12 protein-coding genes are annotated in these 12,287 nt (G+C 72.9%); 7 read left to right on the forward strand and 5 right to left on the reverse strand.

Annotated features, from left to right (window positions below):
* The first annotated feature begins 117 nt into the window (after window positions 1–117).
* Entirely contained in the window at window positions 118–966 is an 849-nt protein-coding gene (locus A949_RS0119670) for an arylamine N-acetyltransferase family protein (RefSeq protein ID WP_019357738.1), read from the forward strand.
* A gap of 140 nt (window positions 967–1,106) precedes the next feature.
* On the opposite strand, the gene A949_RS33945 is transcribed toward A949_RS0119670, so the two are convergent.
* Window positions 1,107–1,961, reverse strand: a complete 855-nt coding sequence (locus tag A949_RS33945) for a PH domain-containing protein (RefSeq protein ID WP_019357739.1) — start codon at window positions 1,959–1,961, stop codon at window positions 1,107–1,109.
* 164 nt (window positions 1,962–2,125) lie between these two features.
* Between A949_RS33945 and deoC the strand changes: the two genes are divergently transcribed.
* Genes deoC through A949_RS0119690 form a run of 3 tightly spaced genes read left to right on the forward strand, consistent with a single transcriptional unit; the run spans window position 2,126 to window position 5,459 of the window.
* Complete coding sequence (gene deoC, locus A949_RS0119680; RefSeq protein ID WP_026004837.1) at window positions 2,126–3,103, forward strand: deoxyribose-phosphate aldolase; 978 nt, start codon at window positions 2,126–2,128, stop codon at window positions 3,101–3,103.
* 3 nt (window positions 3,104–3,106) lie between these two features.
* Complete coding sequence (locus A949_RS0119685; protein WP_019357741.1) at window positions 3,107–4,573, forward strand: aldehyde dehydrogenase family protein; 1,467 nt, start codon at window positions 3,107–3,109, stop codon at window positions 4,571–4,573.
* Window positions 4,560–5,459, forward strand: a complete 900-nt coding sequence (locus A949_RS0119690) for an aldehyde dehydrogenase family protein (RefSeq protein ID WP_078565478.1) — start codon at window positions 4,560–4,562, stop codon at window positions 5,457–5,459. Before A949_RS0119685 ends, A949_RS0119690 begins: the two co-directional genes overlap by 14 nt.
* Before the next feature lie 139 nt (window positions 5,460–5,598).
* Here the strand turns inward: A949_RS0119690 and A949_RS0119695 are convergent, their stop codons facing one another.
* Window positions 5,599–6,309 carry a winged helix-turn-helix transcriptional regulator gene (locus A949_RS0119695; protein ID WP_051019563.1) on the reverse strand — a complete coding sequence of 237 codons (711 nt, stop codon included), beginning with the start codon at window positions 6,307–6,309 and terminating at the stop codon, window positions 5,599–5,601.
* A 71-nt stretch (window positions 6,310–6,380) separates the two neighbouring features.
* Here A949_RS0119695 and A949_RS0119700 point away from each other — a divergent pair, with 71 nt between their 5' ends.
* The gene (locus A949_RS0119700; protein ID WP_019357744.1) at window positions 6,381–7,592 is read left to right on the forward strand and encodes a pyridoxal phosphate-dependent aminotransferase; all 1,212 of its coding nucleotides are present in this window, start codon (window positions 6,381–6,383) and stop codon (window positions 7,590–7,592) included.
* Between the two features lie 51 nt (window positions 7,593–7,643).
* Here the strand turns inward: A949_RS0119700 and A949_RS0119705 are convergent, their stop codons facing one another.
* Both A949_RS0119705 and A949_RS0119710 read right to left on the reverse strand, forming a co-directional pair.
* Window positions 7,644–8,252 (reverse strand): MBL fold metallo-hydrolase, encoded by a 609-nt coding sequence (locus tag A949_RS0119705; protein ID WP_019357745.1) that lies wholly within the window; start codon window positions 8,250–8,252, stop codon window positions 7,644–7,646.
* Window positions 8,249–9,337: an S-(hydroxymethyl)mycothiol dehydrogenase gene (locus A949_RS0119710; RefSeq protein ID WP_019357746.1), complete on the reverse strand. Its 1,089-nt coding sequence runs from the start codon at window positions 9,335–9,337 to the stop codon at window positions 8,249–8,251. Before A949_RS0119710 ends, A949_RS0119705 begins: the two co-directional genes overlap by 4 nt.
* A gap of 317 nt (window positions 9,338–9,654) precedes the next feature.
* On the opposite strand from A949_RS0119710, the gene A949_RS0119715 reads away from it, so the two are divergent.
* The gene (locus A949_RS0119715; protein ID WP_019357747.1) at window positions 9,655–10,320 is read left to right on the forward strand and encodes a uridine kinase family protein; all 666 of its coding nucleotides are present in this window, start codon (window positions 9,655–9,657) and stop codon (window positions 10,318–10,320) included.
* Between the two features lie 189 nt (window positions 10,321–10,509).
* On the opposite strand, the gene A949_RS0119720 is transcribed toward A949_RS0119715, so the two are convergent.
* Window positions 10,510–11,355, reverse strand: a complete 846-nt coding sequence (locus tag A949_RS0119720; protein ID WP_026004840.1) for a SigE family RNA polymerase sigma factor — start codon at window positions 11,353–11,355, stop codon at window positions 10,510–10,512.
* A 202-nt stretch (window positions 11,356–11,557) separates the two neighbouring features.
* On the opposite strand from A949_RS0119720, the gene afsQ1 reads away from it, so the two are divergent.
* Complete coding sequence (gene afsQ1, locus A949_RS0119725) at window positions 11,558–12,235, forward strand: two-component system response regulator AfsQ1 (RefSeq protein ID WP_019357749.1); 678 nt, start codon at window positions 11,558–11,560, stop codon at window positions 12,233–12,235.
* Window positions 12,236–12,287 lie beyond the last annotated feature (52 nt).

The raw sequence follows: 12,287 nt of genomic DNA on the forward strand, positions 1-12,287 counted from the left end.
TGGCGGGGCGGCTGTCGCGGGGAACAGCCGCCCCGCCGCGCGGGTTGCGTGGACAGGGGCACCGCCCCGGCTCGGGGAAGTCCGGGCACACCACACGCAACGGGGAGACCGACGACCATGTGGCACGGCGAACAGCTCGACCTCGACGCCTACCTCGCACGACTGACGTACGAGGGGGAACACAGCCCCACCGAGGCGACGCTGCGCGCGCTGCACCGCGCGCATGTGCTCTCCGTGCGCTGGGACAACCTGGACAGCTTCCTGTACCGGTCGGTCTCGCTCGACCTCGCCGCGGTGCAGGACAAACTCGTCCGCCGGGGCCGCGGCGGCTACTGCTACGAGCACATCGCCCTCTTCGCGGCGGTGCTGGAGCGGCTCGGATTCCGCTTCACGGCGCTGGCCGGACGGGTGCAACTGGGTGCGGAGAAGATCCTTCCGGCGACGCACGCCATGCTGCTGGTCGACGTCGGCGGACGCCGCCTGCTGGCCGACGTCGGCTTCGGCGCCGGCCCGCTCGCCCCCATCGAGCTGGTGGACGGCAACGAGGTGACGATCGAGGGGCGGCCGTTCCTGCTGCGCCGTACGGAGATCACGCCGGGCGCGGACGGCTGGGCGCTGCACCAGCCCGACGGCCGGGGCGGCTGGATGGTGCGGCACACCTTCACCGAGACCCCGCAGTACCCGGTGGACAACGAGGTCGGCAACCACTTCATCGCCACCGGCCCGCACTCCCCCTTCAACCGGCGCCTCTTCGTCCAGCGCATCCGCGCCGACCGCACCGACCAGCTCGACGGCCTCACCTGGACGACGACCACGGCGGCCACCGCCGCGACGGGCGGCGAGCCGGACGAGAAGCGCACGGTGGATCCGCACGAGCTGCCCGCACTGCTGGCCGGCACCTTCGGCGTGGAGCTGTCCCCCGCGGAGGCGCGGTCGCTGGTCGACCGGGTTCAGCAGGAGGACTAGCGTCCGCGGGCCCGCCGGAGGCCGCGGCCCGCGCGGCTCGTGCCCACCGGCCGGCCGGCACCCACCGGGCGGGGCGCGCCGACCGGCCGGGCGCACCTCCGGGCGGCCGGGCGCATCCGCACCCGCGCGCCGCCGCCGGGTCAGCCCGTCGCCAGCAGCACGGCCAGCAGCACGGCGCCCGCCGCCGCCGGGGCGATGACCTCGAAGGACCACCGGACGGCGACCTCTCCCTGGGCCGCCTCCTTCCGGCCGTGGGTCTCGGCCAGTTCGCGGAGCTCGTCCACGGACTGGTCGGAGGCGGCCCGCTTCTCCCGCAGCTCCGACGCGTCCGGACCCACGTTCGGTGCCCCGCGTCCGCCGAACATCCCGCCGGGTCCGGTGGCGGGCGGCCGCCCCGAACCGATCCGCTCGTTGTGCCGGGTGGCCTTCTTGCGGGCCCGCAGCGAGACGGGGATGGACCACAGCTGGTACTTCGCGCCTCCGGCCAGCACCTCGCTGGAGTACCCGGCCCGCAGCGACTCCACGGCTCCCCACGGCACCTCGATGGTGCGGAACGGGTTGCGCACCCGCATCCGCCGCTCCCCCGCGAACACGGCGGGACGCAGGGTGAAGGCGACGACCAGCGGCACGACGCACAGCAGCGCGGCGAGCGTCAGCCACGGTGTCCGGCCCTCGCCCCCGATGACCGCGTCGGTGGCGAGCCACAGCCCGATGGCGAGCAGGACGATGCCGCCCGCCATCCCCCCGGCCGACCGGTACACCCGGTCGGGGAACTCCTGTCCCTCGGCTCCCTCGGCCGGGGACCCGGCCCCGGGGCCGCCGGCGTCTCCGGGGCCGGCTTCGCCACCGGAGCCGGAGCCGGAGCCGCTCCCGGAACCGGTGTCCGCGCCGGAGCCGGAAGCACTGCCGGATTCCGCTCCGGCCGCCCGGTCGCCGTCCGCCGCGCCGCCGCGGTCCTCGCCCTCGCCCGTGCCCTCGCTGTCCTCGCTCGTCATGCGAACGATTGTGCCGGACCGTCCGGATGACGGACATTGCGGTACGGCATCGAAGAGCGCCCGTCCGGACAGCGGTCGCCGGACCCCCCGACGGGCCGGAGGGAAGAAGGCGGGGCTCATGGGGTGACAGCTCCTACGCGCGTAGATATGGTGCCCTGGTGAGCATGCCTACCGATGCGGCCCCTCGCGACGCGGGGAGGGGCTCCCTCTCCGACGTCGCGACCTCCGATGCCGCACTCCGCCGCTTTCTGCAGGGGCTCCCCGGTGTCGACGCGGTCGGGCTGGAAGCCCGGGCCGCCGCGCTGGGGACCCGTTCCATCAAGACGACCGCCAAGGCGTACGCGCTCGACCTGGCGATCTCGATGATCGACCTGACGACGCTGGAGGGCGCCGACACACCGGGCAAGGTGCGGTCCCTGTGCGCGAAGGGCGCACGTCCCGACCCCGGTGACCGCTCCGCGCCGCGCGTCGCCGCGATCTGCGTCTATCCCGACATGGCGGCCACCGCACGGCAGGCGCTGACGGAACTGGGCGCCGACGGGATCAACGTGGCGTCCGTCGCCACCGCGTTCCCCTCCGGCCGGGCCTCGATGGCGGTCAAGCTGGCGGACACCCGGGAGGCGGTGGCCGCCGGGGCCGACGAGATCGACATGGTGATCGACCGGGGCGCCTTCCTCGCCGGCCGCTACCTCCAGGTGTTCGAGGAGATCCGCGAGGTGAAGGCCGCCTGCGGGTCGGCGCACCTGAAGGTGATCTTCGAGAACGGGGAGCTGGCCACCTACGACAACATCCGCCGGGCCTCCTGGCTGGCGATGCTGGCGGGCGCCGACTTCATCAAGACCTCCACCGGCAAGGTGGCCGTGAACGCGACGCCGCCGAACACGCTGCTGATGCTGGAGGCCGTCCGCGACTTCCGCGCCGCCACCGGGCAGCAGGTGGGCGTGAAGCCCGCGGGCGGCATCCGCACGGCCAAGGACGCGTTCAAGTACCTGGTGATGGTCAACGAGACGCTGGGGGACGACTGGCTCAGCCCCCACTGGTTCCGCTTCGGCGCCTCCAGCCTGCTGAACGACCTGCTGATGCAGCGGCAGAAGCTCGCTACCGGCCGCTACTCCGGCCCCGACTACGTAACGGTGGACTGAGCCATGAACGACCAGCAGTCCGGGTCGACGACGTCGACACTGTTCGACTACGCGCCCGCGCCCGAGTCGCGGTCCGTGGTCGACATCGCACCGTCCTACGGCCTGTTCATCGACGGGGAGTTCCGCGAGGCCGCCGGCGGCAAGGTGTTCACGACGCACTCCCCGGCCGACGAGGAGGTGCTGTCCGAGGTCGCCTACGGCCAGGCGGACGACGTCGACGCGGCGGTACGCGCCGCCCGCGCCGCGTTCGAGACCTGGTCGGCGCTGCCCGGTACCGAGCGGGCGAAGTACCTGTTCCGGATCGCCCGGATCGTCCAGGAGCGCTCCCGCGAACTGGCGGTGCTGGAGACCCTGGACAACGGCAAGCCGATCCGCGAGACCCGGGACGCCGACCTGCCGCTGGTGGCGGCGCACTTCTTCTACTACGCGGGCTGGGCGGACAAGCTCTCCTACGCCGGCTGCGGACCCGATCCGCGGCCGCTCGGGGTCGCCGCGCAGGTCGTCCCGTGGAACTTCCCGCTGCTGATGCTCGCCTGGAAGATCGCCCCGGCGCTGGCCGCGGGCAACACGGTGGTGCTCAAGCCCGCCGAGACGACGCCGCTCTCGGCGCTGTTCTTCGCGGACATCTGCCGGCAGGCGGGACTGCCCAGCGGCGTCGTCAACATCGTGACGGGCGACGGCGCGACGGGCGCGGCCCTGGTGGGCCACCCGGACGTGCACAAGGTCGCGTTCACCGGATCGACCGCCGTCGGCAAGGAGATCGCACGGACGGTCGCCGGTACGGACAAGCGACTGACCCTGGAACTCGGCGGCAAGGGCGCCAACATCGTCTTCGAGGACGCCCCGCTCGACCAGGCGGTCGAGGGCATCGTGGGCGGGATCTTCTTCAACCAGGGGCAGGTGTGCTGCGCCGGCTCCCGGCTGCTGGTGCAGGAGTCGGTGCACGACGAGGTGCTGGACGCGCTCAAGCGGCGGCTGCGCACCCTGCGGGTCGGCGATCCGCTGGACAAGAACACCGACGTGGGCGCCATCAACTCCGCCGAGCAGCTGGCCCGGATCACCGAGCTGGCCGAGGCGGGCGAGGCCGAGGGCGCCGAGCGCTGGTCCCCGCCGTGCGAGCTGCCCGAGCGCGGCCACTGGTTCGCGCCCACCGTCTTCACCGGCGTCGGCCAGGCGCACCGGATCGCGCAGGAGGAGATCTTCGGCCCGGTGCTTTCGGTGCTCACCTTCCGCACGCCCGAGGAGGCGGTCGCGAAGGCCAACAACACGCCCTACGGGCTCTCGGCGGGCATCTGGACGGAGAAGGGCTCGCGCATCCTGAAGCTGGCGAACCAGTTGCGCGCGGGCGTCGTCTGGGCCAACACCTTCAACAAGTTCGATCCGACCTCGCCGTTCGGCGGCTACAAGGAGTCCGGCTACGGCCGCGAGGGTGGCAGGCACGGTCTGGAGGCCTACCTTGAGCACGCCTGAGGCACGTACATCCCCGGCACGGGGCGCACGGCTGTCCGTGCTGAAGACCTACAAGCTGTACGTGGGGGGCAAGTTCCCCCGCAGCGAGAGCGGCAGGGTGTACGAGGTGACCGACGCGAAGGGCCAGTGGCTGGCCAACGCCCCCCGCGCGTCCCGCAAGGACGCCCGCGACGCGGTCGTCGCCGCCCGCAAGGCGTTCGGCGGCTGGTCGGGCGCGACGGCCTACAACCGCGGCCAGATCCTCTACCGCGTCGCCGAGATGCTGGAGGGGCGCCGCGAGCAGTTCGCCGCCGAGGTGGCCGCGGCCGAGGGCCTGTCGAAGGCGAAGGCGCAGACCCGGACGGACGCGGCGATCGACCGCTGGGTCTGGTACGCGGGCTGGTCGGACAAGGTGGCCCAGGTGGTGGGCGGCGGCAACCCGGTCGCGGGCCCGTTCTTCAACCTCTCCACCCCCGAGCCGACCGGTGTGGTGGCGGTACTGGCGCCGCAGAACGCCTCGCTGCTGGGTCTGGTCTCCGTCCTCGCGCCGGTGATCGTCACCGGTAACACGGCCGTCGTCGTGACCGCGCAGGACGCGCCGCTGCCCGCGCTCTCCCTCGCGGAGGTGCTGGCGACCTCCGACCTGCCCGGCGGTGTGGTCAACGTGCTCTCCGGCGGTACCGCCGAACTCGCCCGGCCGCTCGCCGCGCATCAGGACGTGAACGCGATCGACCTCGCGGGCGCGGACCCGGAGGCGGCCACGGAGTTGGAGCGGGCCGCGGCGGACAACCTCAAGCGGGTGCTGCGTCCGGCGCCGGAGGGCGTCGACTGGGCGGCCGAGCCGGGGCTGGAGCGGATGACGGCTTTCCTGGAGACGAAGACCGTCTGGCATCCGATCGGCGCCTGAGCGCAGCCGGGACCGGCGCCCCGCACAGCGGGCGCCGGTCACCGGTCGGGCCGCGGCCCGCACCCCGCGGGGTGTGGTCCGCGGCCCTTCTCGTGTCCTGCCCGGGTGCCCCGCGTCCGGGGCGCCGGCGGGAGGGCGCTCAGCCCGCCGCGTCCAGCGCGTGCGCCAGCGGTCCCTCCCGGCCGCCGTCCGGGAACGTCACCCGCACCGTTCCGGCCCGGATGCCGTCGGCCAGTGCCAGCGAGCCGTCCGCGAGGGCCGCGCAGGCCTCCGTGTCCAGTTCCAGCCGTGCCTCGGCGTCGTCCGCCGGGCCCTCGCCGTACAGCGGCCCGTCCGGCGCGTCGCCCACCCGCAGGTGGAACGCCCCTTCGGGCAGGACGACCTCGATGAGCGCGGCCGCGCCGGCTCCGGTCAGCCGGCCCACCGCGTCGCGCAGCGGGAGGGCCCACCAGTGGGCGCGTACCGCGTCGGTGGGGCGTGGTGCGCCCAGCGCGGGGGCTCCCCAGGAGGCGAGCGCGGTCAGCACGGGCAGCAGCGCACGGCCGCGCTCGGTCAGTTCGTAGACGTGGCCGGAGGCGGGGCGCGGCTGGCGGCGCCGCTCGGCCAGCCCCTCGCCCTCCATGTGCTTGAGCCGCGCCGCCAGCACGTCGGTGCTGACGCCGGGCAGGTCGGCGTGCAGGTCGGTGTAGCGGCGCGGTCCGGCGAGGAGTTCGCGGACGATGAGCAGGGTCCAGCGGTCCCCCACCGAGTCGAGGGCGCGCGCCGTGGCGCAGAACTGGTCGTAACTGCGGCGGGTGCGCCCGGGACTCGGCTGGCTGGCGTGGCTCGGCATGCCGCTCAGTGTAGACATGTGGTTGGACTTTCCAAGTGTCGACTTGGTAGAACCAAGAAACCAGGGTTGGACCAGGAGGGTGGGGCAGCATGGAGTTCCGGCAGTCGAACAAGCTCAGCGAGGTCTGCTACGAGATCCGCGGTCCGGTGATCGAGCAGGCCGACGCGCTGGAGGAGGCCGGCCACAGCGTGCTGCGGCTGAACACCGGCAACCCCGCGCTCTTCGGCTTCGAGGCGCCCGAGGAGATCATCCAGGACATGGTGCGGATGCTCCCCCAGGCGCACGGCTACACCGAGTCCCGCGGCATCCTGTCGGCCCGCCGCGCCGTCGCCCAGCACTACCAGCAGCGCGGCTTCCCCGACGCCGACGTGGACGACATCCACCTGGGCAACGGCGTCTCCGAACTCGTCTCCATGGCCGTGCAGGCGCTGGTGGAGGACGGCGACGAGATCCTCATCCCGGCACCGGACTTCCCGCTGTGGACGGCCGTGACGACGATGGCGGGCGGCAAGGCCGTGCACTACGTGTGCGACGAGCAGGCCGACTGGCTGCCCGACCTGGACGACATGGCGGCGAAGATCACTTCCCGCACCAAGGCCGTCGTCATCATCAGCCCCAACAACCCGACCGGCGCCGTCTACCCGCGCGAACTGCTGGAGGGCATCCTCGACCTGGCGCGCCGCAACGGGCTGCTGGTCCTCTCCGACGAGATCTACGACAAGATCCTCTACGACGGCGCCGTCCACCACCACGTCGGCGCCCTCGCCCCCGACCTGGTGTGCCTCACCTTCAGCGGACTGTCCAAGGCCTACCGGGTGGCGGGCTTCCGCTCGGGCTGGCTGCTGGTCTCCGGCCCCAAGCAGCACGCCCGCGACTACCTGGAAGGGCTGGGCATGCTCGCCTCCATGCGGCTGTGCCCCAACGCCCCGGCGCAGCACGCCATCCAGGCCGCGCTCGGCGGCCGCCAGTCCATCGAGGACCTGGTGCTGCCCGGCGGGCGGCTGCACGAACAGCGGGACGTGGCCTGGCAGAAGCTGAACGAGATCCCCGGCGTCAGCTGCGTCAAGCCGAAGGGGGCGCTGTACGCCTTTCCCCGGCTGGACCCCGAGGTGCACCGGATCCACGACGACGAGCGGTTCGTCCTCGACCTGCTGCTCCGGGAGAAGATCCAGGTCGTCCAGGGCACCGGCTTCAACTGGGCCCGCCCCGACCACTTCCGGGTGCTCACCCTGCCCAGAGCGGAGGACCTGGACGCGGCCGTCTCCCGGATCGGCCGCTTCCTGGAGAGCTACCGGCAGTGACCGTCCGTTCCGCCCCGGCCGGGGCGGAACGGACGGTGCCGGGCTGCTGCGTCAGACGTTCGCCTGCTCGGCCCCCACCGTCGTGCTGTCGCCGTGCCCGGTGCGCACCACGGTCTCCGGCGGCAGGGTCAGCAGCCGCTCCTTGATCGACCGGACGATGGTCGGGTGGTCGGAGAAGGACCGGCCGGTGGCACCGGGACCGCCCTGGAAGAGGGTGTCCCCGGTGAAGACCGTCCCCAGGTCCGGCGCGTGCAGGCAGACCGCGCCGGGTGCGTGGCCCGGGGTGTGCAGGACGGCCAGCTCGACACCGGCCACCTGCACGGTCCCGCCGTCGGTCAGTTCCCCGTCCGGCGACCGGTCCGGGTGGGTCATCTTCCACAGCGGCAGGTCGTCCGGGTGCAGCAGGATCGGTGCGCCCGTGCGGTCCGCGAGGGCGGGCGCGGCGTCGATGTGGTCGTTGTGCGCGTGTGTGCACACGATCGCGCGCAGCGTCCGCTCCCCCACCGCCGCCGCGATGGCGTCGGCGTCGTGTGCCGCGTCGATGACGACGGCCTCGGTGTCGTCGCCGACGATCCAGACGTTGTTGTCGACCTGGTGCGTCTCGCCGTCCAGGCGGAACTCCCCGCTGGTGACGAGGTGGTCGATCCGGGCGGCCGTCACAGGACCACCACCGAACGCAGCACGTCGCCGCCGTGCATCCGCTCGAACGCCTTCTCCACCTCGTCCAGCGCGATGGTCTCGGTGACGAAGGCGCCCAGGTCGAGCCGCCCCTGCTGGTGCAGGTCGATCAGCATCGGGAAGTCCCGGGAGGGCAGGCAGTCGCCGTACCAGGAGGACTTGAGCGCACCGCCCCGGCCGAAGACGTCCAGCAGCGGCAGCTCCAGCGTCATCTCCGGCGTCGGCACGCCGACCAGGACGACCGTGCCCGCCAGGTCGCGGGCGTAGAACGCCTGCTTGTACGTCTCGGGACGGCCGACCGCCTCGATGACGACATCGGCGCCGAAACCGCCGGTCAGCTCCCGGATGGTGGCGACCGGATCGGTGGTGGCGGAGTTGACGGTGTGGGTCGCGCCGATCTTCTCGGCGGTGGTGAGCTTGCGGTCGTCGATGTCCACGGCGATGACCTTCGCCGCGCCCGCGAGCCGCGCCCCCGCGATGGCGGCGTCCCCCACCCCGCCGCACCCGATGACCGCGACCGAGTCGCCGCGCGTCACCTGGCCGGTGTTGATCGCCGCGCCGATCCCCGCCATGACGCCGCAGCCCAGCAGTCCCGCGACGGCGGGCGAGACCGACGGGTCGACCTTGGTGCACTGCCCGGCGGCGACCAGCGTCTTCTCCGCGAACGCGCCGATGCCCAGGGCCGGCTCCAGTTCCCGCCCGTCGCTCTTGAGGGTCATCTTCTGCTCGGCGTTGTGGGTGTCGAAGCAGTACCACGGCCGCCCGCGCTTGCAGGCCCGGCACTGTCCGCACACCGCACGCCAGTTGAGGACCACGAAGTCCCCGGGCGCCACCTCGGTGACCCCGTCGCCGACCGCCTCCACCACACCCGCCGCCTCGTGTCCGAGGAGGAAGGGGTAGTCGTCACTGATGCCGCCCTGCTTGTAGTGCAGATCGGTGTGGCACACACCGCACGCCTGCACTTGGACGACCGCCTCGCCGGGTCCCGGGTCCGGAACCACGATCGTCTCGACCCGCACCGGCTCGTCCTTGCCCGGTGCGACGACCCCGCGTACTTCCTGAGCCATACGTGCGGGCCTCCCTCTTCCCTCGACTGCGTGGGGGGTCATTCTCGCTGGCCGGGGGCCGATTTCGGGAGGGGCGGAGGCGAGTCGGCCCGGACGAGTTTTCCACGGCCCCACCAAGCGGGGGTGCGGGCCCGCGGTGCGGGAGCACGGTGCGGGAACGGCGGCTCGCTGTGCGGGGCCTGCGGGCCCGCCGTGCGGGAGGGGGTGCCGGTCCGCCGCGTCCTGCGGGACCGCCGTCCGTCGCCGTCGCACCGCCTGGCACCGGTTTCCGCACGCGCCTTCGAATCCGGCCGGGTGATGGCGGACAATGGGTGCCCGTGACCGACTCCAGCCACGCATGCGACCTGTCCGAGCGAACCGCCTCCGCCCGGGGCACCGCGCGGGTCATCCTGCTCACCGGCCCCTCCGGGTCCGGCAAGACCCGCCTCGCCGCGCGCAGCGGGCTCCCCGTGCTCCGCCTGGACGACTTCTACAAGGAGGGCGACGACCCCACCCTCCCCCGCATCGGAGCCGGCACCGACTGGGACTCCCCGCTCTCCTGGGACGCCGACGCGGCCGTCCGCACCATCGCCCGGCTCTGCCGCGAGGGCGCTGCCACGGTGCCGCTCTACGACATCGCCACCAGCGCCCGCACCGGCGCCGAGCATCTGGCACTCGGCGGGTCCCCGCTCTTCATCGCGGAGGGCATCTTCGCCGCGGACATCACCGCGCGCTGCGCGGCGCTCGGCCTGCTGGCCGACGCCATCTGCCTGCGGGGCCACCCCACCACCACGTTCCGCCGGCGGCTGCTGCGCGACATTCGCGAGTCCCGCAAGCCCCTCCCGGTGCTGCTCACCCGCGGCGTACGGCTGCTGCGCGCCGAACCCGCCATCGTCGCCCGCCACCGGTCGCTGGGCGCCCACGCCTGCGCCCACCGGGAGGCCGCGGCCCGCATCGCCCGGCTCTGCCGGGCGCCCGCACCGGCGAGGCACGGGAACCACTGAGAGGGCGGTCGCGGCCGGGACCCCCGTCCCGGGCGCGACCGCCCTCTCTCATCCCCCGATTCCCCCTGTTTCCCCTTTTTCTCTTCCCCTGGATTCCCCCAGGTTCCCCCGTTTCCCCCGTATCCCCCTTGCGCCCCATGTCCCCGAGGGGCGGCCGGAGGACCGTTCGTGCGGTCGAGCGGTGCGCCGTCAGGCGACCAGCTCGCCGAAGCTCTCCTCCTGGTCCCTGCCGAAGCTGAGGACCTCGTCGTCGCGGAGGCGGCGGAGCGAGCGCCAGATGCTGCTCTTGACCGTGCCGACGCTGATGTCCAGTATCTCGGCGATCTCCGGGTCGGTGCGCCCCTCGTAGTAGCGCAGCACCAGCATGGTGCGCTGCAGCTCGGGCAGCCGGGCGAGGGCCTGCCACAGGACGGTGCGCAGTTCGGTGCCGCGCATGGCGTCCTGGTCGCCGGCGGTCTCCGGCAGCTCCTCGGTCGGGTACTCGTTCAGCTTCCGGCGGCGCCAGGCACTGATGTGCAGGTTGGTCATGGTGCGGCGCAGGTAGCCGCCGAGTGCCGCCTTGTCGCTGATCCGCGACCAGGCCCGGTAGGTGGAGAAGAGGGCGCTCTGCAGCAGGTCCTCCGCCTCGTACCGGTCACCGGTGAGGTGGTAGGCGGTGGCGTACAGGGAGGCCCGGCGCTCGCGTACGTACGCGGTGAACGCCGCTTCGGCGTCCGCGTCCGCATCGTCCGCGACGGCGTCCCCCGTGGGCGCCTCGGCCGTCCCCAGGACGGCCGCCCCCCTGTACTCGCCACGTTCCCGGGAGCCCCCCTTGCTCCCGTTCTCCCCCGTCCCCCCGGGGGCCTCCCCCCGGAGCCCCTCGACCACGGGACCGAAGACGGTCCGCGGACGCATACGCGCCGCACCGCGAGCGCACCCCCGTCCGCTCACGGCACCGGGCTTCTCGGCAGACCGGGTCTGCTGAGCGGGAACCGAGGGGAGGTGCAGACGCGTGTGAAGTACTGCGCTCGTGTTGGTGCCGTGCAGTGTGTTCATCTCGCGCCCCCTCGGAGCAGACCCAGTCGCTTGCTTGACTCCGTAAACACTGCCGCCCCGACTTCATCGCCAGGTCCCCCGTCTGTCACAGCGGTGTCACAAGGCTCAGCGGACCGCATACTGCGCAGGTCGGCGGGCGTGTCGCTGCGCTGCGGCGACCGCCGGTCGAACTATGGGGGCGCCATGGGCCAGAATGGCGCGCGTGCCTTTCCTGTTGCTGATCGAGGACGATGACGCTGTCCGTACCGCCCTGGAGATGGGTCTCACCCGCCAGGGGCACCGCGTGGTGACTGCCGCGTCCGGCGAGGACGGCCTGAAACTGCTGCGCGAGCAGCGCCCCGACCTGATCGTGCTGGACGTGATGCTGCCGGGCATCGACGGCTTCGAGGTGTGCCGCCGCATCCGCCGCACCGACCAGTTGCCGATCATCCTGCTGACCGCGCGCAGCGACGACATCGACGTCGTGGTGGGCCTGGAGTCGGGCGCGGACGACTACGTCGTCAAGCCGGTGCAGGGCCGGGTGCTGGACGCGCGCATCCGCGCCGTGATGCGGCGCGGCGAACGGGAGTCCAACGACGCGGCGACGTTCGGCTCGCTGGTGATCGACCGCTCGGCGATGACGGTCACCAAGAACGGCGAGGACCTGCAACTGACGCCGACCGAGCTGCGGCTGCTGCTGGAGCTGAGCCGGCGGCCCGGTCAGGCCCTCTCCCGGCAGCAGCTGCTCCGGCTGGTGTGGGAACACGACTACCTGGGCGACTCGCGGCTGGTCGACGCCTGTGTGCAGCGCCTGCGGGCCAAGGTCGAGGACGTGCCCTCCTCGCCCACCCTGATCCGCACGGTGCGGGGTGTCGGCTACCGGCTGGACGTCCCCCAGTGAGCGCACGACACCCCGGGGCGCCCGCGACGGCGCCACACCCGACGGGACCGGG

Origin of the sequence: Streptomyces sp. AA1529, assembly GCF_000280905.1 — a bacterium.
GTDB lineage: Bacteria > Actinomycetota > Actinomycetes > Streptomycetales > Streptomycetaceae > Streptomyces.

Bases quoted from the DNA above. Each gene is read 5' to 3' on its own strand.
- A949_RS0119670 (WP_019357738.1), top strand. From the start codon at position 118: ATGTGGCACGGCGAACAGCTCGACCTCGACGCCTACCTCGCACGACTG.
- A949_RS33945 (WP_019357739.1), bottom strand. From the start codon at position 1,961: ATGACGAGCGAGGACAGCGAGGGCACGGGCGAGGGCGAGGACCGCGGC.
- deoC (WP_026004837.1), top strand. From the start codon at position 2,126: ATGCCTACCGATGCGGCCCCTCGCGACGCGGGGAGGGGCTCCCTCTCC.
- A949_RS0119685 (WP_019357741.1), top strand. From the start codon at position 3,107: ATGAACGACCAGCAGTCCGGGTCGACGACGTCGACACTGTTCGACTAC.
- A949_RS0119695 (WP_051019563.1), bottom strand. From the start codon at position 6,309: ATGTCTACACTGAGCGGCATGCCGAGCCACGCCAGCCAGCCGAGTCCC.
- A949_RS0119700 (WP_019357744.1), top strand. From the start codon at position 6,381: ATGGAGTTCCGGCAGTCGAACAAGCTCAGCGAGGTCTGCTACGAGATC.
- A949_RS0119710 (WP_019357746.1), bottom strand. From the start codon at position 9,337: ATGGCTCAGGAAGTACGCGGGGTCGTCGCACCGGGCAAGGACGAGCCG.
- A949_RS0119720 (WP_026004840.1), bottom strand. From the start codon at position 11,355: ATGAACACACTGCACGGCACCAACACGAGCGCAGTACTTCACACGCGT.